Origin of the sequence: Amycolatopsis keratiniphila, assembly GCF_000400635.2 — a bacterium.
Lineage (GTDB): Bacteria > Actinomycetota > Actinomycetes > Mycobacteriales > Pseudonocardiaceae > Amycolatopsis > Amycolatopsis keratiniphila.
The window spans coordinates 7,966,803-7,988,039 of sequence record NC_021252.1; the positions used below are offsets into that span (position 1 = coordinate 7,966,803).

Annotated in this window: 22 protein-coding genes; 12 read left to right on the forward strand and 10 right to left on the reverse strand. The window is 69.5% G+C overall.

Annotated features, from left to right (window positions below; all coding sequences use genetic code 11):
* Window positions 1–66 precede the first annotated feature (66 nt).
* Entirely contained in the window at window positions 67–729 is a 663-nt protein-coding gene (locus AORI_RS76820) for a GntR family transcriptional regulator (RefSeq protein ID WP_016337436.1), read from the reverse strand.
* A 181-nt stretch (window positions 730–910) separates the two neighbouring features.
* On the opposite strand from AORI_RS76820, the gene AORI_RS76825 reads away from it, so the two are divergent.
* Genes AORI_RS76825 through AORI_RS76845 form a run of 5 tightly spaced genes read left to right on the forward strand, consistent with a single transcriptional unit; the run spans window position 911 to window position 5,193 of the window.
* Window positions 911–2,155, forward strand: a complete 1,245-nt coding sequence (locus AORI_RS76825; protein ID WP_016337437.1) for an MFS transporter — start codon at window positions 911–913, stop codon at window positions 2,153–2,155.
* Between the two features lie 26 nt (window positions 2,156–2,181).
* Complete coding sequence (locus tag AORI_RS76830; protein ID WP_016337438.1) at window positions 2,182–2,976, forward strand: putative hydro-lyase; 795 nt, start codon at window positions 2,182–2,184, stop codon at window positions 2,974–2,976.
* The gene (locus AORI_RS76835) at window positions 2,976–3,734 is read left to right on the forward strand and encodes a LamB/YcsF family protein (protein ID WP_016337439.1); all 759 of its coding nucleotides are present in this window, start codon (window positions 2,976–2,978) and stop codon (window positions 3,732–3,734) included. The genes AORI_RS76830 and AORI_RS76835 overlap by 1 nt, the downstream gene beginning before the upstream one ends.
* Window positions 3,734–4,339 carry a 5-oxoprolinase subunit B family protein gene (locus AORI_RS76840; protein WP_043848406.1) on the forward strand — a complete coding sequence of 202 codons (606 nt, stop codon included), beginning with the start codon at window positions 3,734–3,736 and terminating at the stop codon, window positions 4,337–4,339. The genes AORI_RS76835 and AORI_RS76840 overlap by 1 nt, the downstream gene beginning before the upstream one ends.
* Window positions 4,336–5,193, forward strand: a complete 858-nt coding sequence (locus AORI_RS76845; protein WP_016337441.1) for a 5-oxoprolinase subunit C family protein — start codon at window positions 4,336–4,338, stop codon at window positions 5,191–5,193. The genes AORI_RS76840 and AORI_RS76845 overlap by 4 nt, the downstream gene beginning before the upstream one ends.
* A 15-nt stretch (window positions 5,194–5,208) precedes the next feature.
* Here the strand turns inward: AORI_RS76845 and AORI_RS76850 are convergent, their stop codons facing one another.
* The 6 genes from AORI_RS76850 to AORI_RS76875 all read right to left on the reverse strand — a co-directional run bounded on the left by AORI_RS76850 (window position 5,209) and on the right by AORI_RS76875 (window position 10,438).
* Window positions 5,209–5,847 (reverse strand): alpha-ketoglutarate-dependent dioxygenase AlkB family protein, encoded by a 639-nt coding sequence (locus AORI_RS76850; protein WP_016337442.1) that lies wholly within the window; start codon window positions 5,845–5,847, stop codon window positions 5,209–5,211.
* 211 nt (window positions 5,848–6,058) lie between these two features.
* Window positions 6,059–7,117 carry an alcohol dehydrogenase catalytic domain-containing protein gene (locus tag AORI_RS76855; RefSeq protein WP_016337443.1) on the reverse strand — a complete coding sequence of 353 codons (1,059 nt, stop codon included), beginning with the start codon at window positions 7,115–7,117 and terminating at the stop codon, window positions 6,059–6,061.
* Between the two features lie 9 nt (window positions 7,118–7,126).
* Complete coding sequence (locus tag AORI_RS76860) at window positions 7,127–7,507, reverse strand: hypothetical protein (protein WP_016337444.1); 381 nt, start codon at window positions 7,505–7,507, stop codon at window positions 7,127–7,129.
* A gap of 167 nt (window positions 7,508–7,674) precedes the next feature.
* Window positions 7,675–8,358: a metal-dependent transcriptional regulator gene (locus AORI_RS76865; RefSeq protein ID WP_037347949.1), complete on the reverse strand. Its 684-nt coding sequence runs from the start codon at window positions 8,356–8,358 to the stop codon at window positions 7,675–7,677.
* A gap of 35 nt (window positions 8,359–8,393) precedes the next feature.
* Window positions 8,394–8,843 carry a GNAT family N-acetyltransferase gene (locus AORI_RS76870; RefSeq protein WP_016337446.1) on the reverse strand — a complete coding sequence of 150 codons (450 nt, stop codon included), beginning with the start codon at window positions 8,841–8,843 and terminating at the stop codon, window positions 8,394–8,396.
* Between the two features lie 5 nt (window positions 8,844–8,848).
* Window positions 8,849–10,438: an amidohydrolase gene (locus tag AORI_RS76875; protein ID WP_043848407.1), complete on the reverse strand. Its 1,590-nt coding sequence runs from the start codon at window positions 10,436–10,438 to the stop codon at window positions 8,849–8,851.
* 47 nt (window positions 10,439–10,485) lie between these two features.
* Between AORI_RS76875 and AORI_RS76880 the strand changes: the two genes are divergently transcribed.
* From AORI_RS76880 to AORI_RS76895, 4 genes are read left to right on the forward strand one after another with little or no spacing between them, the layout of a single operon-like run.
* Window positions 10,486–11,229: an enoyl-CoA hydratase/isomerase family protein gene (locus AORI_RS76880; protein ID WP_016337448.1), complete on the forward strand. Its 744-nt coding sequence runs from the start codon at window positions 10,486–10,488 to the stop codon at window positions 11,227–11,229.
* The gene (locus AORI_RS76885; protein ID WP_016337449.1) at window positions 11,226–12,770 is read left to right on the forward strand and encodes an ATP-dependent acyl-CoA ligase; all 1,545 of its coding nucleotides are present in this window, start codon (window positions 11,226–11,228) and stop codon (window positions 12,768–12,770) included. Before AORI_RS76880 ends, AORI_RS76885 begins: the two co-directional genes overlap by 4 nt.
* Window positions 12,761–13,402, forward strand: coding sequence for a TetR/AcrR family transcriptional regulator (locus AORI_RS76890; RefSeq protein ID WP_016337450.1), 642 nt, complete (start codon window positions 12,761–12,763; stop codon window positions 13,400–13,402). Before AORI_RS76885 ends, AORI_RS76890 begins: the two co-directional genes overlap by 10 nt.
* Window positions 13,403–13,460: 58 nt before the next feature.
* A complete protein-coding gene (locus AORI_RS76895; RefSeq protein WP_016337451.1) occupies window positions 13,461–13,790 on the forward strand; it encodes a hypothetical protein in 330 nt (109 codons plus the stop codon).
* Window positions 13,791–14,034: 244 nt separating this feature from the next.
* On the opposite strand, the gene AORI_RS76900 is transcribed toward AORI_RS76895, so the two are convergent.
* Window positions 14,035–15,204 carry an acyl-CoA dehydrogenase family protein gene (locus AORI_RS76900; protein WP_016337452.1) on the reverse strand — a complete coding sequence of 390 codons (1,170 nt, stop codon included), beginning with the start codon at window positions 15,202–15,204 and terminating at the stop codon, window positions 14,035–14,037.
* 126 nt (window positions 15,205–15,330) lie between these two features.
* Here AORI_RS76900 and AORI_RS76905 point away from each other — a divergent pair, with 126 nt between their 5' ends.
* Together AORI_RS76905 and AORI_RS76910 are read left to right on the forward strand one after the other, a co-directional pair.
* Window positions 15,331–16,671 carry a C4-dicarboxylate transporter DctA gene (locus AORI_RS76905; protein ID WP_016337453.1) on the forward strand — a complete coding sequence of 447 codons (1,341 nt, stop codon included), beginning with the start codon at window positions 15,331–15,333 and terminating at the stop codon, window positions 16,669–16,671.
* Window positions 16,668–17,357, forward strand: coding sequence for a 4'-phosphopantetheinyl transferase family protein (locus tag AORI_RS76910; protein WP_016337454.1), 690 nt, complete (start codon window positions 16,668–16,670; stop codon window positions 17,355–17,357). Before AORI_RS76905 ends, AORI_RS76910 begins: the two co-directional genes overlap by 4 nt.
* Before the next feature lie 184 nt (window positions 17,358–17,541).
* On the opposite strand, the gene AORI_RS76915 is transcribed toward AORI_RS76910, so the two are convergent.
* Window positions 17,542–18,690 (reverse strand): isochorismate synthase, encoded by a 1,149-nt coding sequence (locus AORI_RS76915; RefSeq protein ID WP_016337455.1) that lies wholly within the window; start codon window positions 18,688–18,690, stop codon window positions 17,542–17,544.
* A 105-nt stretch (window positions 18,691–18,795) separates the two neighbouring features.
* On the reverse strand, window positions 18,796–19,107 hold the full coding sequence (mihF, locus tag AORI_RS76920; RefSeq protein WP_005155963.1) for an integration host factor, actinobacterial type: 312 nt from the start codon (window positions 19,105–19,107) through the stop codon (window positions 18,796–18,798).
* A 450-nt stretch (window positions 19,108–19,557) separates the two neighbouring features.
* On the opposite strand from mihF, the gene AORI_RS76925 reads away from it, so the two are divergent.
* Window positions 19,558–21,195 carry a long-chain fatty acid--CoA ligase gene (locus AORI_RS76925; RefSeq protein WP_016337456.1) on the forward strand — a complete coding sequence of 546 codons (1,638 nt, stop codon included), beginning with the start codon at window positions 19,558–19,560 and terminating at the stop codon, window positions 21,193–21,195.
* Window positions 21,196–21,237 lie beyond the last annotated feature (42 nt).

Genomic DNA, 21,237 nt, shown 5'->3' on the forward strand with positions numbered 1-21,237 from the left:
CGAGACCAAAGAGCGCGCACGCGTTTCGTCCTCTGAATGCGGTGGTTCGGCTACGAACTACCGCATTCAGTCCTCTGAACGCGTTTGGGAACGCTCGGCGTAGGCCTCGACGAGCTGGTTTTCGGCGTCGGTGAGGTACTGCGCGAGGAGCTTTTCGGCGCCGAGGCCGTCGCCGGCCTCGATACGCTCGAGGATTTCCGCGTTGCGCTTGAGGTACGGCTCGTGGAAACGCCGCGGGTCGGCCATCATGTGGAACACCAGCCGCAGCTCGGCCAGGATGCCGCGCATCAGCTCGTCGATCCGCTCGCTGCCGCTCAGCTCGGCGATCGCCGAATGGAACCGGATGTTCGCCGTGCCGAGGTCCTGCCAGCGCTCACTCCGCTCGGCGACCCTGCCGTCCTCGACCAGACGCGCGAGCTTCGCGAACGTCGGCGGCTTCTCCGTCACCGCACGCACCGCCGAGCACTCGACGACCTTGCGCACCTTGTAGAGGTCGACGACGTCCTCGACGGGCAGCACCCGCACGAAGACCCCGCGGTTGAGCTCGTGGGTGAGCAGGCGTTCGTGCGTGAGCAGCCGGAACGCCTCGCGCAGCGTGTTGCGGGAGACGCCGAGCGCCGAGCCGATGTCGTGCTCCGACAGCCGGACGCCGGGCAGGAAGAACCCTTCCGCGATGCGCGTGCGGAGGACGCCCGCGACCCTTTCGGCCGTGCTGGTGCGGCTCACCATGCCGCGATCCGCTTCGAGTCCTTGAACCGAAGCAGGCCCACCCTCCGCGATCGTCACGTGACCGATTCTAACCGGCTACAAGAGAGCGGGCCAAGGATCCTCTTGTGGAATTGTTGAACAATACCTACAGTGGCTATCCATGTGACCCGTGCCACGATGGATTCACCCTCTGGAGGTGCCGATGGACGCGACAGCCACTACCGAAGACACACGCCCCTTCGCCTGGTTCCGCACGCTCGGTTCACGAGGCCGCCGGGCCTTCGTCGGCGCGTTCGGCGGCTACGGGCTCGACTCGTTCGACTACCAAACCCTCCCGCTGGGCCTGGCCGCGATCACCGCCTACTACGGCCTCTCCGGCGGCGAGGCGGGTCTGCTCGGCACCACCACGCTGGTGGTCTCGGCGATCGGCGGGATCGGGGCCGGCATCCTGGCCGACCGGATCGGCCGGGTCCGCACCCTCCAGCTCACCATCGCGATGTACACGATCTTCACCGTGCTGTGCGGGTTCGCGCCGAACTTCGAGACGCTCCTGGTCTTCCGCGCCCTGCAGGGCCTTGGCTTCGGTGGCGAATGGGCGGCCGGAGCCGCACTGGTCGCGGAGTACTCGCAGGCGAAGTACCGCGGCCGGACAGTCGCCTTCGTGCAGAGCGCGTGGGCGGTCGGCTGGGCGCTGTCCGTCGTCGTCTACACGGTGGTCTTCAGCATCTGGAGCCCGGACGTCGCGTGGCGCGTCATGTTCTGGACCGGCGTCATCCCGGCGCTGCTGGTCCTCTGGGTCCGGCGGAACGTCCAGGACGCGCCCGTCGCGGAGGCCGCCCGCGCCACGAAGAAGGAGCGCGGTTCGCTGGCGGGCATCTTCAAACCGGACCTGCTGCGCACGACGTTCTTCGCCGCGCTGCTCGCCACCGGTGTCCAGGGCGGTTACTACACGCTCGCGACCTGGCTGCCGAGCTACCTGAAGACCACCCGCGGTCTCACCGTCATCGGCACCGGCGGCTATCTCGCGTTCCTGATCTCCGGCGCCTTCATCGGATACGTCACCGGCGGCTACCTCACGGATCTCCTGGGCCGTAAGAAAACGTTCCTGCTGTTCTCGGTGCTGTCGGCGGGCCTCATCGTCGCCTACACGCAGATCCCGGCGGGCGCGAACACGCTCGTGCTGTTCCTCGGCTTCCCGCTCGGGTTCTCGATGTCCGCGATCTTCAGCGGGTTCGGCGCCTTCCTCGCCGAGCTGTACCCGTCGGCGCTGCGCGGGACCGGGCAGGGCTTCACCTACAACCTCGGCCGGGCCATCGGCGCGACGTTCCCCGCCGTGGTCGGTTTCCTCGGCGCGGGCGGCGCGATGGTGTTCGGCGCGGTCGGCTACGGCATCGCCGTGCTGGCGCTGCTCGGCCTGCCCGAGACTCGCGGCCGCGAACTGCTGTGACCACAATCGGAAGAGGAGGCACCACGATGACCACCTTCGACGACCCGGCGACGTTGTCCCCCGGCGAGGCGCGTGCCCTGTTCCGCGCGGGCACGGCCCGCCCGACCACCGGCTGGGCGAACGGGTTCACCCAGACCAACCTGATCGCCGTCCCCGAGGACTGGGCCTACGACGTCCTGCTGTTCTGCCAGCGGAACCCGCAGCCCTGTCCGGTGCTGGACGTCAGCGACCCGGGCGACCCGTCGACCAGGCTGGCTCCCGGCGCGGATCTGCGCACCGACCTGCCGCGCTACCGCGTCTGGCAGAACGGCGCGCTGGCAGGCGAGCTCGCGGACGCGACCGGGTTGTGGCGCAGCGACATGGTCACGTTCTCGATCGGCTGCAGTTTCACCTTCGAATCGGCGCTGGCCGCGGAGGGCATCCCGCTGCGGCACGTCGAGCAGGGCCGCAATGTGGCGATGTACGTGACGAACCGCGAATGCGTCCCGGCCGGGCGGCTGCACGGGCCGATGGTGGTCTCGATGCGGCAGATCCCCGAAGACCGTGTGGACGACGCCGTGCGGATCACCCGCGGGATGCCCGCCGTGCACGGTGCGCCGGTGCACATCGGCGATCCCGCCGCACTCGGCATCGCCGATCTCGGCAAGCCTGATTTCGGCGACCCGGTCGTCGCGGAACCCGGTGACGTGCCGGTGTTCTGGGCGTGTGGCGTGACCCCGCAGGCGGCGCTGATGGCTTCGCGGCCGCCGTTCGCGATCACGCACGCGCCGGGCTACATGTTCGTGACCGACAAGCTCGACAGTGAGTTCAGGGTGGCTTGATGGATCTCAACAGTGACCTCGGCGAAGGTTTCGGCGCCTGGAAGATGGGTGACGACGACGCCATGCTCGACATCGTCACCAGCGCGAACGTCGCCTGCGGCTTCCACGCCGGCGACCCGTCGGTGATGCGGCGCGTCTGCGAACGCGCGGCCGAGCGCGGCGTCGTCATCGGCGCCCACGTCGCCTACCGCGATCTGGCGGGCTTCGGGCGTCGGGCGATGGACGTGGCCCCCGCCGATCTGGCCGACGACGTGCTCTACCAGATCGGCGCGCTCGACGCGTTCGCCCGCGCGGCGGGAACGAGCGTGCGGTACGTCAAACCGCACGGGGCGCTGTACAACACGGCGGCGGTCGATCCGGAGCAGGCGGCCGCTGTGGTCGAGGGGATCCGGCGGTTCCGTCCCGGGCTCGCGCTGCTGTGCCCGCCGGGATCGGAAATGGCCAAGCAGGCGGAAAAGGCCGGGTTCCCCGCGTACGCCGAGGCGTTCGCGGACCGCGCGTACACCCCCGAAGGCCTTCTCGTCTCCCGGAAACTGCCGGGCGCCGTGCTCCACGACGCCGACGAGGTCGCTTCCCGGGCGGTCGCGATGGCGACCACCGGCAAGGTCGTCGCCGCCGACGGGACCGAGCTGGCGCTTCAGCCGCATTCGCTGTGCGTGCACGGCGACACCCCCGGCGCCGTCGAACTGGCGCGCCGGATCCGCGCGGGACTCGACGCCTCCGGTGTCCACATCGGATCGTTCATCGAGGCCGCATGATGCGATTGCTGCCCTATGGGGCGCGTGCGGCCATGGCCGACTTCGACGATCCGTCGGAGGTGCTCGGGCTGCACGCGTCACTGGAGCAGGACCCGCCGGACGGCGTCCTCGAACTGGTCCCGGCCGCGCGGACGCTGCTCATCCGGTTCGACCCCGGCCGCACCCACCACGACCGGCTCGCCGAAGACGTCCTCCATCGGGCAGGAGTGGACACCAAGCCACGCGAGGCGGCCGAGATCGTCGTGCCGGTGCGCTACGACGGCCCGGACCTGGCCGACGTCGCGGCCGCGTCCGGCATGTCCGCGGAGGCGGTCGTCCGGCGGCATGAGGACGGCACCTACGTGTCGGCGTTCTGCGGCTTCGCCCCGGGTTTCGCCTATCTGACCGGGCTGGACCCCGCGCTGCACCTGCCGCGCCGGACGAGCCCGCGCACCCGGGTGCCCGCCGGCTCGGTCGCGATCGCGGGCGAGTACACGGCGGTGTACCCGAACTCCTCACCCGGCGGCTGGCAACTGATCGGGCGCACGACGCTGCCGGTGTGGGACGTCGAACGCGAGCCGCCGAACCTGCTGGCCCCCGGCACGCGGATCCGGTTCACTTCATGACCGCGAAGATCGAAGTGCTCCGGCCCGGCGTTTTCACCACCGTGCAGGACCTCGGGCGACCGGGGCTGGCCGCGATCGGCGTCGGCCGGTCCGGCGCCGCCGACCGCGGTTCGCTGCGGCTGGCAAACCGGCTGGTCGGCAACCCGGAGGGCCACGCGGCCCTGGAATGCGTTCTGGGCGGCCTCGCCCTCCGGTTCCCGGCTCCGGCGACCGTCGCCGTCACCGGCGCGCCGTGCTCGATCACCGTCGGCGCGCGTGCCTTCGGCCCCGGCTCACCGATCCCGGTCGGCCCCGGCGAAGAACTCGTCCTGGGGATGGCTTCTCACGGTTTGCGTTCCTATGTCGCCGTGCGCGGCGGCATAGACGTCCCCTCGGTGCTGGGCGCGCGGGCGACCGACACACTGGGCAAACTCGGCCCGCCCGCGCTCTCGGCCGGGACGACCTTGCCGGTGGGACAGCGGGTGCTGCCCCATCCTGGCGTGGATCTCGCTCCTCGTGCGCCCTTGCCGGACGTCCCGGTCCTGCGAGTGACTCCGGGGCCCCGGGTGTCGTGGTTCGTTCACGACGCACTGTCCACTTTGGTCTCCACGGGTTACGTCGCCACCGCCGACGTCGATCGGGTGGGCGTGCGGCTGGACGGTCCCGTGTTGTCGCGGGCGCGCGGTGGCGAATTGCCTCCCGAGGCCGCCGTGCCGGGGGCGTTGCAGGTACCTCCTTCGGGGCAGCCGATCCTGTTCCTGGCCGACCACCCGGTGACCGGGGGCTATCCGGTGATCGCGGTGGTGGAGGAAGCGGATCTGGATCTGGCCGCGCAGGTGCGGCCGGGGCAACGGGTGCTTTTCCGGCTCTCGTGAGTGGTAAGGACGGTTCTAACCGTCCTTACCACTCACGAGGCCCGAAACCCGCAAAGTGATGTTCAACCGCCCCGCCAACCCCAGCGCCGGATCGGCGGTCCCCGGCAAAACCCGGGGCACCCCATGGAAAGCCAGCCTGGACTCCCCGCCGAACACGAACAGATCCCCCGAGCGCAGATCCACGTCCGTATAGGGCCGCCCGCGATCGATCGTGTTCCCGAACCGGAAGACGCAGGCGTCCCCGAGACTCAGCGACACGACGGGCTCCAGTGAAGCCTCGTCCTTGTCCTGATGCTGCCCCATTTTCGCGGCGGGATCGTAGAAGTTCACCAGCGCGATGTCCGGCTCGTACGACGAAGTCCCGTAGGCGTCGGAGACGGCCCGCCGCCCGAGATCCCCCAGCCACGCAGGAAACGGCAGCACCGGGGAGCCGTCTTCGGTCACCTTCGCGTACCGGTACGGATGCCAGTGCCAGCCGAGGCACACCGTCCGCACCGACATGACGCCGCCGTTCGGCAGCCGCGTCCGCCGGTAACCGCGCCAGCCGCGGCAGGCTTCGACCAGACGTCGTTGACTGTCGAGGTCGAGCCAGTCCGGAACATGCACGGCACCGGGCGCGACTTCGGTCCGCGGTCGGGGGATCAGCGCGTCCACACGTCGAGTCTGCCAGGGCGCGCGCCGATGATCCGGTGGCCCCGCACCATGACACCGGCCATGGCGAACAAGCGCAGCACGCGACGGCCGAATCGTGGCTCCACCGGGGCATCCATGACTGTCACGGCCAACGAAGCTGCCACAAAGCGGCGGGAGAAGCCACCTTTCGGGCTACTCCGATCGGCCGGTTGACCGCAGTGCGTTCACCCGGTCACTGTGCGAATTCGACCACCGTCACCCCGGCCCGCGCGGGCACCGGGTCGTTCATCTCCGCGAGCACCGCGGGGACGTCGTCGAGGCCGACCCGCTTGCCGATCATGCCTTCGAGGTCGATCCCGGCCGTCTCCACCACGCGCAGCATCTCGGGGTACTCGTGCGCCTGCAGGCCGTGGATGCCGACGATCTCCAGTTCCCCGCCGATCACGCGGTGCATCGGGATCGGCGCGATGCCCTGCGCGGGCGGCATCAGCCCGGCCTGGACATGCCGTCCGCGTTTGCGGAGGCTCCCGATCGAGGCGGCGCAGGTGGCCGGCGAGCCGAGGCAGTCGAGCGAGACGTGCGCGCCGCCGCCGGTCAGCTCCCGGACGTGCGCGGAGACCGCCTCGTGCCCGTCGAACGCGGACGGGTCGACGCACACGGCAGCCCCCATCCGCGAGGCCAGCGCCCTGGCCTGCGGAGACGGGTCGACGGCGACGACCGACGCACCGGCCGCGACGGCGAGCAGGATCGACGAGATACCCACGCCACCGCAGCCGTAGACCGCGACCCACTGACCAGGCCGGACCCCGCCCTGGCGCAGCACGGCCCGGAACGCCGTCCCGAACCGGCAGCCCAGCGCCGCGGCCTCGGCGGCGGACAGCGTGCCGGGCAGCGCCACGAGGTTGACCTCGGCGTTTTCGATGGCGACGTACTCGGCGAACGAGCCCCAGTGGGTCGCGCCCGGCTGGAACTCGCGGTCGCAGATCTGCTGGTCACCGGCGGCGCACTGGGCACAGGTGCCGCACGCGCAGACGAACGGCACGGTCACCCGGTCGCCCGCCGACCAGCCCCGGACACCCTCGCCGAGCGACGCGATGCGGCCGGCGAGTTCGTGCCCGGCGACGTGCGGCAGCTTCACCGACGTGTCGTGCCCCTGCCAGGAGTGCCAGTCGCTGCGGCACACCCCGGTCGCCTCGACGGCGATCACCACCCCGCCCGGCGGCGCGACCGGATCCGGCACGTCGCGTACCTCGGGCAGCACCCCGAACTCCTCGAAGACGACCGCCCGCACCCGCGCTCCCTAAGTGTCCCGGCCTCTCGGCATCACGAGGCCCTCGCCGGGCACCGTACACCGGGCCGCCCGCCCGCGCGGCGGCCCGAGAAGCCGCGACAGCGACTCCGGCGGCACCCCGAGGATCTCCTCGAGATTCTTGAGCACCAGCAGGGATTCCGGCCGTTCGGGACGGCAGCGCCCCGACTGCCAGTGGCTCAGGGTCGCGAGGCTCACCGAGCAACCCCGCCCTCTCAGCCGGTACCGGATCCGATCGAGCCCGAGGCCCCTCGCCCTGATCGCCGCCCTGAGGGCGTCCGCGAACGGTCCGGTCTCCAAGAGCCGCCTGAGTTCACGTCCTTCCGCCACCCCCCGGTCGATGGTGTGTGTCCGCTGACCGGTCATCTTCATCGCCTTCGCACGCTCGCTAGCCACCCGGAATAGCGCAGCCTAGGCGGGCGAACACATGATCGGAAGGGCCTTAGATCACCTATCGGCGTGGCAGGCGGGTGACGTAATTATGCAGAGACATAGGAAAATTCCCACCGCGGCCGATACCGGTCCACAATGGACACGGTTCAGCGCAGCGCGACCGAAAGCGCCTGCGCGATCTCCTTGCCGATCGCGTGGGTGGCCGCGTCGGGCGGCGAGCCGACCTTGACCACCATCGGGCCGCCGAACGGCTGGCGCTCCACGACCTCGATCCGCTCGCCGAGGCCGATCGAATGCTCGGTCAGGTACCGCAGGAGCTCCGGATCGGTGTCCCAGACGCGGACGATCTCGCCGACCGCGCCGGGCGGGAGGTCGTCGAGGATGCGCATCGGCATCTCCTCGACGCTGCCGTCGGGGGCGGGGATGGGGTCGCCGTGCGGGTCGCGCATCGGGTTGCCGAGCTTGGCCGCGATCCGCTCGACGAGCCGGTCCGAGACCGCGTGTTCGAGCGCGTCGGCCTCCGAGTGCACCTCGTCCCAGGTGTAGCCGAGTTCGGACACCAGGTAGGTCTCGATCAGCCGGTGGCGGCGGAGCACCGAGCGGGCCAGCAGCCTGCCCTCGGTGGTCAGCTCGATCCCGCGGTACGGCACGTGCGCGACCAGTCCCAGCTGGGACAGCTTGGTGACCATGCCGGACGCCGACGACGGGCTGACCTCCAGCCGTCCGGCCAGCGACGTGTTGGTGACGGCCTCGCCGCGCTCCACCAGCCCGTAGATCACCCGGACGTAGTCCTCCACGGACGACGACCTGCGACTTGCCCCTTCACCCATGGGTGCGAGTTTACGGCTTGCCGCCCGGTCGCGGATCACCCAGCGTGCGGCCGCCAGCGGTACCGGATCCAGCCGGGGACGGGGTCGGCGCCGAGCTGGGCGTAGAACGCCTCGCCCTTCTCGTTGCCCTCCTGCATGTCCCATTCGACCCGGCCGGGGGTCCGCGCGCTCAGCTCTTCGAGCAGCTCCCGCCCGAGGCCGAAACGACGGTGCTCAGGGCGCACGAAGAGATCGTCGAGCCAGATCCCCGGACGCGCCTCCCAGGTGGAGAAGTTCCAGCTGCAGAAGGCGAAGCCCGCGACCTTGCCCGGCTCACCCGGCGGGGTGGCCAGCAGCACCCAGGCCTTCGGATCGGGCCCGAAGAGGAACCCGGCCATCTCCTGCCTGTCGAGCTTCAGATCGTGTTTGTCCTCGTAGACCGCGTGCTCCTCGATGAGCGCGCAGATCTCCTCGATGTCGTCCGCGACCGCGTCCCGCACCGGCATGGGTCTCAGCTCCGTTCGTAGACGATGTCGCCGCCGACGGCGGTGGCGACGACGTGGATCGAATCCAAAGTGGACTCGTCGGTCGGGTCGGCCGAGAGGACGGCGAAGTCCGCGAGCTTGCCGATCTCGAGCGTGCCCAGGTCCTTCTCGGCGAAAGCGGCGTACGCGGATCCGTAGGTGTACGCGCGCAGGGCTTCGGCGGGGGTGAGCCGCTCATCGGGACCCAGCACGACCCCGGACGCGGTCTTCCGCCGCACCATGTCGGCCAGCGCGAGCAGCGGCGCCCCCTCGACGACCGGGCGGTCCGAGCTGGCGGGCAGCACGCATCCCGCGTCGAGCAGGCTCTTGAGCCGGTAGCACCAGGGCTCGCGTTCGGGGCCGAGGGCGGCCCGCATGCCGTCGCCGATCTCGTTGACGAACCTGCCCTGCGGCGACGCGATCAGCCCCAGCGCCGCCAGGCGCTTCAGCTCCTCGGGCCGCAGCACCGCGCAGTGCTCGATGCGGTGCCGGTGGCCGGGACGCGGATCGGCCTTCAGCGCGGCCTCGTAGGCGTCGAGGACGACGGTGATCGCGCGGTCGCCGATGGCGTGCGTCGCGATCTGCCAGCCGGCCTTGTGCGCGGCGGCGATCGTCCGCGCGATCTCGTCCTCGGGCACCTGGAAGTAGCCGACGTTGTCCGTTTCGCCGGCGAACGGCTCGTGCATGGCGCAGGTGCGGCCGATCAGCGAGCCGTCGGCGAACAGCTTCATCGCGCCGATCCGCAGCCATTCGTCGCCGAAGCCGGTGCGCATCCCCAGGTCCAGGCCGAAGCCGGCTCCCGCATCGAGGTCGTGGAGCACGCTCGCCGCGACCATCACCGTGCTTCGCACCCGCAGCACGCCGCGTTCGCGCGCCAGCTGGTACGCGGCCAGCTCGGCGGGGGTCTCCCCCACGAGACCCCCGCCGATCCCGGCCTCCTGGACACTCGTGATGCCCTCGGCCAGGTAGCGCTCGCTCGCCCGGTCCAGCCCGCGGACGACCCGCTCGACCGGCGTCGGGTAGGTCAGCGGCCGCAGCATCAGCTGGGCCTGCTCCCGCAGCAGCCCGGTCGGCGAACCGTCCTCGTCGCGGACGACGTCGCCGCCGACGGGCACGTCGCCCAGGTCGAGTTTCTCCAGCACCGCGGAGTTGACCACGGTCATATGCCCGGACGTGTGCTTGAGCCGCACGAGATGCCCGGGAGCCGCGCGATCGAGCCCTTGCCTCGTCGGATGGCCGCCCGCGAGCTTGTTCTGGTCGTAGCCGCTGCCGATGATCCAGCCGCCCGGCGGGGTCTCGGCCGCGCGCCGCGCGACGGCGTCGTACACCTCGTCGACGCTGCGGCAATCCGAAAGGGCGACGTCGTCGAGGGCCATGCCGAACCAGGCCATGTGGTTGTGCGCGTCGTGGAACCCGGGCACCACCACCGAGCCGCCGAGGTCCACGCGGCGCTTTGCGGAAAGCGCCGCCGCGTCGTGCCCTAACGCCACAATTCGTCCATTGAGCGCAGCAAGCGCTACGGATTCCCCCGTTCCAGTGAGGAACCGGGCGTTCTCGTAGACCGTGTCGACCCGCATGGATTCGACCCTATCGATCGATCGATCGGTCGTCTAGGCTCGGTGTCATGAGCACCGTGGACTACGCACTCGACGACGGCATCGCCGTGATCTGGCTGAACCGCCCCGAACGGCTCAACGCGGTGGTCGCCGAACTGGTCGACGACCTGCTGGAGGCGCTCGACGCCGCCGCGAAGTCGGACGCGCGCGCCGTCGTGCTCGCCGGTCGCGGGCGCGCGTTCTGCGCCGGCCACGACCTGAAGGAGCCCACCCCGGAGGGTGATTCACGCCCGCGACTCGACCGGCTACAGGACGTGACGCGCCGCCTTCGCGGCCTTCGCCAGCCCGTCATCGCCGCCGTCCACGGTTACGCGATCGGCGCGGGTGCCGAGTTCGCGATGGGCTGCGACCTGATCCTCGCCGCCGAAGACGCGGTGTTCGCCTTCCCCGAGGTCTCCCTCGGCCTGAGCGTCACGGGGGCGGCGTCGCGGTTGCTGCCGCTGCTGGTCGGGCCGCTGAAGGCCAAGGAGCTCCTGCTGCTGGGCGAACGCGTGAGCGGCACCGAGGCGGCCAAGCTCGGCCTGGTCAACGCCGCCCTGCCCGTCGACGACCTGATGGACACCGCGCTCGCGTGGGCGGCCAGGATCGCCGCGCATCCGGCCGCCGCGGCCACCATGGCCAAACGCGCCCTCGACTCCGGCATCGACAGCTCACTCGACGCCGCGCTCGAACTCGAAGTCAGCCACGCGCTGATCACCGAACACTCCGCCGAGGTCGCCGCTTCGTCCGAGGCCTTCCGGAGCCGGTCATGACCTCGCTCGCCGGGATCGACACCCTCTCCCGCCTGACCGCGAGGGCCGCCGCGCTCTGGCCGGACAAGACGGCGTGGATCTTCGACTCCACCGGGGAGAGCTTCACCTTCGCCGACGTCGACGCGCGCAGCACCGAGTTCGCCCGCGCACTGCTCGACCTCGGCGTGACACCGGGCGACCGGGTCGCGGTGATGCTGCGCAACCAGCCCGAATTCCCGTTGCTGTGGCTGGCCCTGGCCAAGATCGGCGGGGTGCTCGTCCCGGTCAACACCGGGTACCGCGAGTTCGACGGCGCCCACGTGCTGCGGCATTCCGGAGCCAGGTTCGCCGTCGCCGCCGAGGAATTCCTGGAACTGCTGAACAAGATCGCGCCGGAGACCTCGCTGGAACGCGTGCTCACCCCCGGCGAACTCACCGGTTCCGGGGCCGCCCCGGACTTCACGAGCGAGGGCGAACGCCCGGTCAACATCCAGTACACCTCGGGCACCACGGGCGCCCCCAAGGGTTGCGTACTGCCGAACAGGTATTGGACGACACTGGCGATCAGCCTGGCCACGGACTTCCCGGCGGTCGGCGCGGACGACGTCATCCTGACCGCGCAACCGTTCCACTACATCGATCCACAGTGGAACGTGGCGCTCGGGCTCGCGGGCGGCGCGACACTGGTGGTGCTCGACCGCTTCCACCCGTCGACGTTCTGGGAGAAGATCCGCGAACACGGCGTCACCTGGTTCTACTGCCTCGGCCTGATGCCCACCCTTCTGCTGCGCCAGCCGGAAAGCGAGCTCGACAAGGCGCACCAGGTCCGCGCGATCTGCGCTTCGGCCATCCCGCGCGACCTGCACGCCGCGCTCGAAGCACGCTGGGGCGCGCCGTGGTTCGAGGCCTTCGGCATGACCGAGACCGGCGGCGACATCCGGATGTACCCGGCGGATCACGAGGAGACCGTCGGCACCGGCTGCCTCGGCAGGCCGGCGCCCACCCGTGAGGTGATGATCGCGGATACGGACGGGAAACCGCTGCCGCGCGGGGAAACCGGCGAGCTGCTGATCCGCGGGGTCGGCCTGATGCACGGCTACCACGACGATCCCGAAGCGACCAGGCGCGCCTTCGACGGCGGCTGGTTCCACACCGGCGATCTGGCCACAATGGACGACGAAGGCCGCGTGTACTACGTGGGCCGCACCAAGGACATGATCCGCCGCAGCGGGGAGAACATCTCCGCCGACGAGGTCGAACGGGCGCTGCAGCTGCACCCCGCGGTCAAGCTCGCCGCCGTCATCGCGGTGCCGGACGACATCCGCGGCGAAGAGGTCAAGGCGTACATCGTCCTCGACGAGAACGAGGGGCACCGGTGCGAACCGGCCGAGCTGGCGGAGTTCTGCTCGGCGAAACTGGCCTACTTCAAGGTTCCCCGGTTCTGGGCGATCGTGACGGAGCTGCCGATGACGCCGTCGGAGCGGGTCGCGAAGGGCGAGCTCAAGAAGGTGGAAGACCTCCGCGCCGGTTCGTGGGACAGGACCACCGGAACATGGTTGTGAGCACCCGGGAAAGGGTCCGGCAGGCGGCGGTGAAACTGTTCGCCGCCAAGGGGTTCCACGGCACCGGCATCCGGGATCTGGCGCAGGAGGCGGAGCTGTCGTCCGCCAGCCTGTACCACTACATGGGCACCAAAGAGGATCTGCTGGTCGCCATCATGAACGAGTCGCTGCGGCGGCTGCTCGACGCGGCCGAGCAGGCGACCGCCGGGCTCACCGATCCCGTGTCACGGCTCGGATCCCTGGTGGCGCTGCACGTGCTCGCGCACGCCATCCAACCGGATGACACCCGCGTGGTGGACAACGAGGTCCACGCGCTCACCCCCGGCGCCAGGGCCGACGTGGTGGCCCTGCGCGATGCCTACGAAAAGCTGTGGGCGGACGCCATCGAAGACGGTGTCGCGGCCGGCGTCTTCCACACCGGGCAGCCTTCGGTCACCCGGCTCGCACTGGTGGAGATGTGCAGCGGGGTCGCGCGCTGGTATTCGCCGAAGGGGCCGCTCACCCTGGATCAGCTGGCGTCCCATTACGCGGAGCTGGCGCTTCGGGCGCTCGCCTGCGAACGGCGGCTCGACGTCACAGCGTTGCAAAACTGCCGTGAAGTGGTCTCGGGAGTGTGGCGAGTGCCCGTTTAGCGCCGACTTTAGGCCTGTACGCCTTGCTCAGACGGCTTCTCTGGGGGACGCTCGAAGGGTGACTGAGCAAACGATCCAACTCGAACTGGACGACTCGGGTCTCTCGCCGGCGTTGCCGGTGCCTTCGAACCCCCGTGATCAGGTGCAGGACGTCCCCTACCGCCCGGTGGGATTCCGGGACGACGACCTGCCCACGGCCCTCGAACGGTGCGCGACATGGCTACGCCAGGCTCAGGAGTGGCTCGGGGAACCGGTCGATGTGCTGGCCGTCCATCTCGACTATGACGACCGCAAGGGTTCGCCCTACTACGACGTGAAGCTTCTCTGCAACGAGGAGGACCTGGCCGGGGTCCCGATCGCGATGCGGAACCAGAAGGACGAAGACTAGGGCCGACGCGATGAACGGGCCGTTCCTTGCGAAATCTGCGAGGAACGGCCCGTTCATCGCATGTGGCGGGCACCCGCGTGGGCCGAAGGGGACGCTCCGGCGCCTCAGCTCGGCGAAGGGAGCCTTCGTCGCATGACATGCGGGTACAGCGTCTTTCGCGTAGCGAGTCGCCGCCCGGCCGTCGTGAGTGACGATTCGTGTTCTAACCCGAATCGCCACTCACGACCACCTGCACGGGCGAGCGTCAGCCCAGCGTGCCGCCGACCTTGACGTGCCCCTTGAGCAGGTTGCGCGCGATGGTCCGGCGCTGGATCTCGTCGGTGCCCTCGTAGATCCGCAGCAGCCGCAGTTCGCGGTACCACCGCTCGACCGGCAGTTCCCGCGTGTAGCCCATTCCGCCGTGGATCTGCAGGACACGGTCGACGATCTCGTTCGCCTTCACGCCGCCGTACAGCTTCGCCATCGACTGCGCGTGCCGCGAGTCCAGCTTCTGGTCGACCTGCCAGGCGGCGTGCAGGACCAGCCAGCGCAGCGCCTCCAGCTCGGTGCCGGAATCCGCGATCATCCACTGGATGGCCTGGCGCTCGGCGATCTTCTGCCCGAACGTCTCCCGCGTGTTGGCGTGCTCGATGGCCATCGAGATCAGCCGCTCGCAGGAGCCGATGGCGCGCGCGGGCAGCAGGTAGCGGCCCGCTCCGATCCACTGCATGGCCAGGTCGAAGCCGTGGCCGAGCTCGCCGAGGATCTGCGTCTCCGGCACGCGGACGTCCTCGAAGACCAGCGCCGCCGGGCCCCATTCGCCCATGGTGTCGATGTATTCGGACTTCCAGCCCGCGTCACGGTCGACGAGGAAGCAGGTGACGCCGCCGTTCGCGCCCTTCTCCGGGTCGGTGATCGCGAAGACCATCACGAAGTCGGCCTCGTTTCCGCCGGTGATGAAGGTCTTCTCGCCGTTGATGACCCAGTCGGTGCCGTCCTTGCGGGCGGAGGTGCGGATGGCCTTGGCGTCCGAGCCCGCGCCGGGTTCGGTGATCGCGAAGCACGACTTGCGTTCGCCCGAGATCGTCGGGAGCAGGTAGCGCTCCTTCTGCTCGTCGTTGGCGTAGTACAGGATGTTGTCCGCGGCGCCGCCGAAGCGGAACGGCACGAACGTGCGGCCGAGTTCGGCCTCCAGCAGCGCGGTCATCACCGCGGACAGGCCCATGCCGCCGTATTCCTCCGGCGTCTGCACACCCCAGAACCCGGACTCCTTGGCCTTCAGCTGCAGCTCGCGCAGCTCGTCGCCGGTCAGGCCGGGCTGGCCGGCGCGTTCGCGGCGCAGCACCTCCTGCTCACGCGGCATGAGGTCGCGCTGGACGAACGTGCGGACCCAGTCGCGCACCTCGCGTTCCTCGACGCTCAGAGAGAAATCCATGGTCAGCCCGCTCCTGTTCGACAGTGACTAAGCGCTCGCTTAGTTCAGCGTACCGCTTCGGTTGTCGTTAGCCGAGGAGTTGTCATAAGTTTTCGCAACCTGTCCCCATCTCGTCGAAGGGCACCCATGAGCACGGCAGCACCCGCGGCGAAGCGGGATCGCACCCATTACCTCTACATCGCCGTCATCGTGGCGGTGGGCCTCGGCATCGCGGTCGGCATCCTGCTCCCCGAGGTCGGCAAGGAGCTGAAACCGCTCGGGACCGGGTTCGTGAACCTGATCAAGATGATGATCTCGCCGATCATCTTCTGCACGATCGCACTCGGCGTCGGCTCGGTGGCGAAGGCGGCGAAGGTCGGCCGCGTCGGCGGGCTGGCGATCGGCTACTTCCTGATCATGTCGACGGTCGCGCTGGTCATCGGCCTGGTCGTCGGCAACATCCTGCAGCCCGGCACCGGCCTGCACCTGACGCCCGAGATCGCCGAAAAGGGACAGGGCCAGATCGCCAAGAGCGAAGGCACCGTCGAGTTCCTGCTCGGGATCATCCCGAAGACGCTGGTCTCGGCGTTCACCGAGGGCGAGGTGCTGCAGACACTGCTGGTCGCCCTGCTCGCGGGGTTCGCGCTGCAGAAACTGGGCACCAAGGGCGAGCCGATCCGCCGGGGCATCGAGCACATCCAGCGGCTCGTGTTCCGGATCCTCGCGATGATCATGTGGGCGGCCCCGGTCGGCGCGTTCGGCGCGATCGCCGCCGTCGTCGGCGAGACCGGCTGGAAGGCACTGCAGAGCCTCGCGGTGATCATGCTCGGCTTCTACATCACCTGCGCGCTGTTCGTGTTCGTGGTGCTCGGGCTGATCATCGGCCTGCTCGCCAGGGTCAACATCTTCAAGCTGCTGAAATACCTCGGCCGCGAGTTCCTGCTGATCCTGTCCACGTCGTCGTCGGAGTCGGCCCTGCCGCGGCTGATCGCGAAGATGGAGCACGCCGGCGTCTCCAAACCGGTCGTCGGCATCACCGTGCCCACCGGGTACTCGTTCAACCTCGACGGCACCGCGATCTACCTGACGATGGCGTCCATCTTCATCGCGGACGCGCTCGACAAACCGCTGACCATCGGCGAGCAGATCTCGTTGCTGGTGTTCATGATCATCGCGTCGAAGGGTGCGGCCGGGGTCACCGGCGCGGGGCTCGCGACGCTGGCGGGCGGGCTGTCCTCGCACCGGCCGGAGCTGGTCGACGGCGTCGGGTTCATCGTCGGCATCGACCGGTTCATGTCCGAGGCCCGCGCGCTGACGAACTTCGCGGGCAACGCCGTCGCGACCGTGCTGATCGGCACCTGGACCAACGAGATCGACCGGGAGCAGCTGGACCGTACGCTGAACGGCGAGTCACCGTTCGACGAAGCGACCCTGCTCGACGAAAACGCGAGTGAGTCGACCACGGAATCGGGTATGAAGGAGACGTGATCGAATGCGCCGTCCGCTGGTCGGAGCCCCTGCCCGCTGAACCCCGGTTCCTGGCCCTGCTCGACGAGCCGGAGCAGGGCCGGTACGCGAACTACCGCCAGGACATCGACAAACGCCGGTTCCTGACCGGCCGGGTGCTGGCGAAGACCGTCGCCGCCGAGCGGCTGGGCCTGGCCGTCGAGGCCGTGAAGTTCGACGCGACCTGCGAAGACTGCGGCAAACCGCACGGGAGGCCTAAGGTCCCCGGCGCGCCGCTGATGCTGTCGATCTCGCATTCCGGCGACCTCATCGGCGTCGCGGCCACCGCGGGCACCCCGGTCGGCCTCGACGTCGAGACGGCCACCAGGCGGGCCGAGGACTCGCTCATGGAGTACGCGCTGACGCCCGCGGAGCTGGCCGCGATCTCCGGGCTCTCCGACGAGCAGCGCGCGACGGCGTTCTTCACCTACTGGACGCGCAAGGAAGCGGTCATGAAGGCCACCGGGAAGGGCCTCAAGATCCCGCTGCAGAGCATCACGTTCTCCGGCTACGACGAGCAGGCGCGGCTGGTCCGGTCGACCCACCAGGCGCTCGACCCGGACCGGACGCGGCTCGCGGACCTGAAGGCGGCCGAGGGCTACCGGGCGGCCGTCGCGCTGATCACCTCGGACGACATCTCGGTCACCGAAGACTTCGCACCCCTCTGACCGCGCTGTTCGCCGCCCAATCACGCGTGTGCGCCCTCCAATCACGCGTGTGCGCCGCCCAATCACACGAGATCGCCGCTCAGTAACGCCGGCGGCGCGCGAAGGCCCCCTCTGACCTCCCGCGTTTCGTCCTCTGAATCCGGTAGTTGCACACGCAAGGACCGCATCCAGAGGACGAAACGCGTCAGATCTCCAGGCCCATCGCGGCCAGCAGGGTGCGGAACTTCGCCGAGGTCTCGTCGAGTTCGGTCCGCGGGTCGGAGGCGGGCACGATGCCGCCGCCGGCGTACAGCCGCATGGCGGTGTCGGCGATCTCCGCGCACCGGATCCCGACTGCCCATTCGCCGTCCCCCGCCGCGTCGACCCAGCCGACGGCGCCCGCGTAGTACGCGCGGTCGAACGGCTCCAGCTCCTTGACCAGCGAACGCGCGGCATCGGTCGGCGTGCCGCAGATCGCCGGCGTCGGATGCAGCGCGGCGGCGAGGTCGAGCGCGGTGACGTCCTGGTCGATCAGCTCGCCGGTGACGGTGGTCGACAGATGCCAGATGGCCGGCGTCGAGACCAGCTCGGGCCCCCGGACGTCGAGCGTGCGGCAGAACGGCCGCAGGATCTCGACGACGGACTCCACCACCACGGCGTGCTCGACGTGGTCCTTTTCGGACGCCAGCAACGCCTCACCGTTCGCCTTGTCGATCGCCGGGTCGGCCGACCGGGGCATCGACCCGGCATGTGGCCGGGACACGACGGCACCGCCGGTGCGGGAAAGCAGGAGTTCGGGGGTCGCGCCGACCAGCGTGCGCCCGTCGGGCAGCTGCGCGGCGTACGTGGTGTGCCGGGGGTTCCCGTTCGCCAGGTTCCGGACGACTTCGGCGACCGGGACGGCCTCGTCGAAGTCGAGATCGAGAGCGCGGGCCAGGACGACTTTGCGCAGGTCACGGTCGCTCAGCGCGGAGACGGCCGCGCGGACGGCGGCCAGATGGGCCTCCGGTTCCGGCACGGGCGTGACCTTGACCGGCCGCGGAAGCGAGGTGCGCGGCGGAACGGCCGCGTGGTCGGACGACGCGCGATGGACCGCGCGCGGGAGCACCAGATGCCCCGGTGTCGACGTGGTGTCACTGGTGTCGAAGGGCAGCACACCGACCGCGATCGAAGCACCCGAGTCGGTGAACAGCCCGGGGAGCGCCCCGGACAGCCGCGACGGCTCGGTGTCGGTCGCGGTGGCCACGGCCCCGCTCGCGAGGAGCGCGTGCCGTGCCGTGGCCAGGAGGAAGTCGCCCCGCTCGTAGCGGGCGGCCAGGTCTGCCGGGGTCGCCGGTGCGGTACTGGTCGTCACCCCACCAGCGTCCCAGGCTCCGGCTGAGACCAGGGGAAAGTGTTGCCCGGGCAACAGCCTCTCAGGCAACACCTTCCCCCGGACAGCCCGTGACCTGCGGAAGCGTTACTTCAGCGCCTCGAGAAGGGCCTCGCGCTGCCGCTCGCCCAGGCCGGCGGCACGCCGGTCCGGGTCGATCCCGGCCTGCTCCAGCAGGGCGGCGACCTTGACCGCGCCCAGGCCGGGCACGGCCTTCAGCAGCTGCGTGACCTTCGTCTTGCCGATGGTCTTGTTCTCCTTGGCCTGCTTGAGCACCTTGTCGATGCTCTCCTTGCCGGACTTGATCGACGCAAGCAGCTCGGAGCGCGCTTTGCGAGCCTCAGCCGCCTTGGCGAGGGCATCGGCGCGCTGCTCCGGAGTCAACGTGGGCAGAGCCAACGTAGTAGTCCTTTCATCTCAGGTCTCCGCTTTCGCGGCCGACGGCCTTTAACCATGCTTGCAAGAGCAAGCGCTGGCCAGCCGTCTCTGTACCACGGCTCCAGTAAACGCCACCCGTTCCTCGGCCGTGAAACCGACACGCACTTATTACCCCTCGACCACGCCACGGGCAACCCGCCCCAGCCTGCGGAAACACGCCGTTCGAGCGGCGATTCGCCTGTGTTCATCACCCTTATGAGCGATGCCATCACTTCGCACAGTCAGCCATTTTTCGTTTCATGGTAAGAAAAATACGAATTATTGATGATCTTGGCCCGAACCGGCGAACACCCGTTAGCGCGACACTGTGACCGAACGGTTGCCTGCGATGTTACTGACCGGTTCACCCCTCCCGGATTAGAGTCGGCGCAACCCCAGTTCACCGGAGAACGAGCACCACGGGAGTACGCGATGTTGAGCACGATGCAGGACGGGCAGCTGTCACTGGGCAGGCTGCTCCGCCACGGCACCACGGTGCACTCCGAGAGCGAAGTCATCACCTGGACCGGTTCAGAAGCCCGCCGCGAGACCTACGGCGAGCTCGGCAAACACGCCGCTCGCCTGGCGAACGCGCTCCGGAGCCTCGGCGTCACCGGCGACCAGCGCGTCGGCACCTTCATGTGGAACAACGCCGAGCACATGGCCGCGTACCTGGCCATCCCGGCGATGGGCGCGGTGCTGCACACGCTGAACATCCGGCTGTTCCCCGAGCAGCTCGTCTTCGTCGCCAACCACGCCGAAGACCAGGTCGTCATCGTCGACGGCACGCTCGTCCCGCTGCTGGCCAAGCAGCTGCCCGAGCTGAAGACCGTGCGTCACGTCATCGTGGCCAACGGCGACGCCTCCACCCTCCCCGCGCCGGACGGCGTCCAGGTGCACTCCTACGACGAACTGCTGTCCGGCCAGCCGGACACCTTCGACTGGCCCGAGGTGGACGAGCGGTCGGCCGCCGCGATGTGTTACACGTCGGGCACCACGGGTGATCCGAAGGGCGTCGCGTACTCCCATCGGTCGATCTGGCTGCACTCGATGCAGGTCACGATGTCCGACAGCATGCGGCTGGCCCAGCACGACAAGGCCCTCGCGATCGTCCCGATGTTCCACGCGATGGCGTGGGGCATGCCGTACGCGGCCATGATGGTCGGCGCCTCGCTGCTCATGCCGGACCGCTTCCTCCAGCCCGCGCCGATCGCGCAGATGCTCGCCGCCGAGAAGCCGACCTTCGCCGGCGCCGTCCCGACGATCTGGCAGGGCCTGCTCTCCCACCTCGACGCGAACCCGCAGGACATCTCGCATCTGCGCGAGGTCGTCGTCGGCGGCTCGGCGGCGCCGCCGTCGCTGATGCACGCCTTCGAAGACCGTTACGGCGTGCCGATCCTCCACGCGTGGGGCATGACCGAGACGTCGCCGCTGGGCAGCGTCGCGCGTCCGCCCGCCTCCGCGACCGGCGAGAAGGCGTGGGACTACCGCTACACCCAGGGCCGCTTCCCGGCGTCCGTCAGCGCCAGGCTGATCGGCGACAACGGCGAGGAACTGCCGTGGGACAACGAAAGCGTCGGCGAGCTCGAAGTGCAGGGCCCGTGGATCGCGGCGTCGTACTACGGCGGCAAGGCCGGTGACGAACCCGACCCGGAGAAGTTCCACGACGGCTGGCTGCGCACCGGCGACGTCGGCAAGATCAGCCCCGACGGCTACCTGACGCTGACCGACCGCGCGAAGGACGTCATCAAGTCCGGCGGCGAGTGGATCTCGTCGGTGGACCTGGAGAACCAGGTGATGGCGCATCCCGCGGTGGCCGAGGCGGCCGTGGTCGGCATCCCCGACGAGAAGTGGGACGAGCGCCCGCTGGTCGCCGTCGTGCTCAAGGAGGGCCAGAGCGCCACGGCCGAGGACCTCCGCGACTTCCTGTCCGACAAGGTCGCGAAATGGCAGCTTCCGGAGAATTGGACCTTTGTGGACGAAGTCCCGAAGACCAGTGTCGGCAAGTTCGACAAGAAGCGGCTCCGGGCGTTCCACTCCGAGGGCAAACTCGACGTCAGTCAGCTCTAACGGGTTAATCTCCCGCGCGCCTGCGCTTCAGTGAAGGCCATC

Bases quoted from the DNA above. Each gene is read 5' to 3' on its own strand.
- AORI_RS76820 (WP_016337436.1), bottom strand. From the start codon at position 729: ATGGTGAGCCGCACCAGCACGGCCGAAAGGGTCGCGGGCGTCCTCCGC.
- AORI_RS76825 (WP_016337437.1), top strand. From the start codon at position 911: ATGGACGCGACAGCCACTACCGAAGACACACGCCCCTTCGCCTGGTTC.
- AORI_RS76830 (WP_016337438.1), top strand. From the start codon at position 2,182: ATGACCACCTTCGACGACCCGGCGACGTTGTCCCCCGGCGAGGCGCGT.
- AORI_RS76835 (WP_016337439.1), top strand. From the start codon at position 2,976: ATGGATCTCAACAGTGACCTCGGCGAAGGTTTCGGCGCCTGGAAGATG.
- AORI_RS76840 (WP_043848406.1), top strand. From the start codon at position 3,734: ATGCGATTGCTGCCCTATGGGGCGCGTGCGGCCATGGCCGACTTCGAC.
- AORI_RS76845 (WP_016337441.1), top strand. From the start codon at position 4,336: ATGACCGCGAAGATCGAAGTGCTCCGGCCCGGCGTTTTCACCACCGTG.
- AORI_RS76860 (WP_016337444.1), bottom strand. From the start codon at position 7,507: ATGAAGATGACCGGTCAGCGGACACACACCATCGACCGGGGGGTGGCG.
- AORI_RS76865 (WP_037347949.1), bottom strand. From the start codon at position 8,358: ATGGGTGAAGGGGCAAGTCGCAGGTCGTCGTCCGTGGAGGACTACGTC.
- AORI_RS76870 (WP_016337446.1), bottom strand. From the start codon at position 8,843: ATGCCGGTGCGGGACGCGGTCGCGGACGACATCGAGGAGATCTGCGCG.
- AORI_RS76875 (WP_043848407.1), bottom strand. From the start codon at position 10,438: ATGCGGGTCGACACGGTCTACGAGAACGCCCGGTTCCTCACTGGAACG.
- AORI_RS76880 (WP_016337448.1), top strand. From the start codon at position 10,486: ATGAGCACCGTGGACTACGCACTCGACGACGGCATCGCCGTGATCTGG.
- AORI_RS76885 (WP_016337449.1), top strand. From the start codon at position 11,226: ATGACCTCGCTCGCCGGGATCGACACCCTCTCCCGCCTGACCGCGAGG.
- AORI_RS76890 (WP_016337450.1), top strand. From the start codon at position 12,761: ATGGTTGTGAGCACCCGGGAAAGGGTCCGGCAGGCGGCGGTGAAACTG.
- AORI_RS76900 (WP_016337452.1), bottom strand. From the start codon at position 15,204: ATGGATTTCTCTCTGAGCGTCGAGGAACGCGAGGTGCGCGACTGGGTC.
- AORI_RS76905 (WP_016337453.1), top strand. From the start codon at position 15,331: ATGAGCACGGCAGCACCCGCGGCGAAGCGGGATCGCACCCATTACCTC.
- AORI_RS76925 (WP_016337456.1), top strand. From the start codon at position 19,558: ATGTTGAGCACGATGCAGGACGGGCAGCTGTCACTGGGCAGGCTGCTC.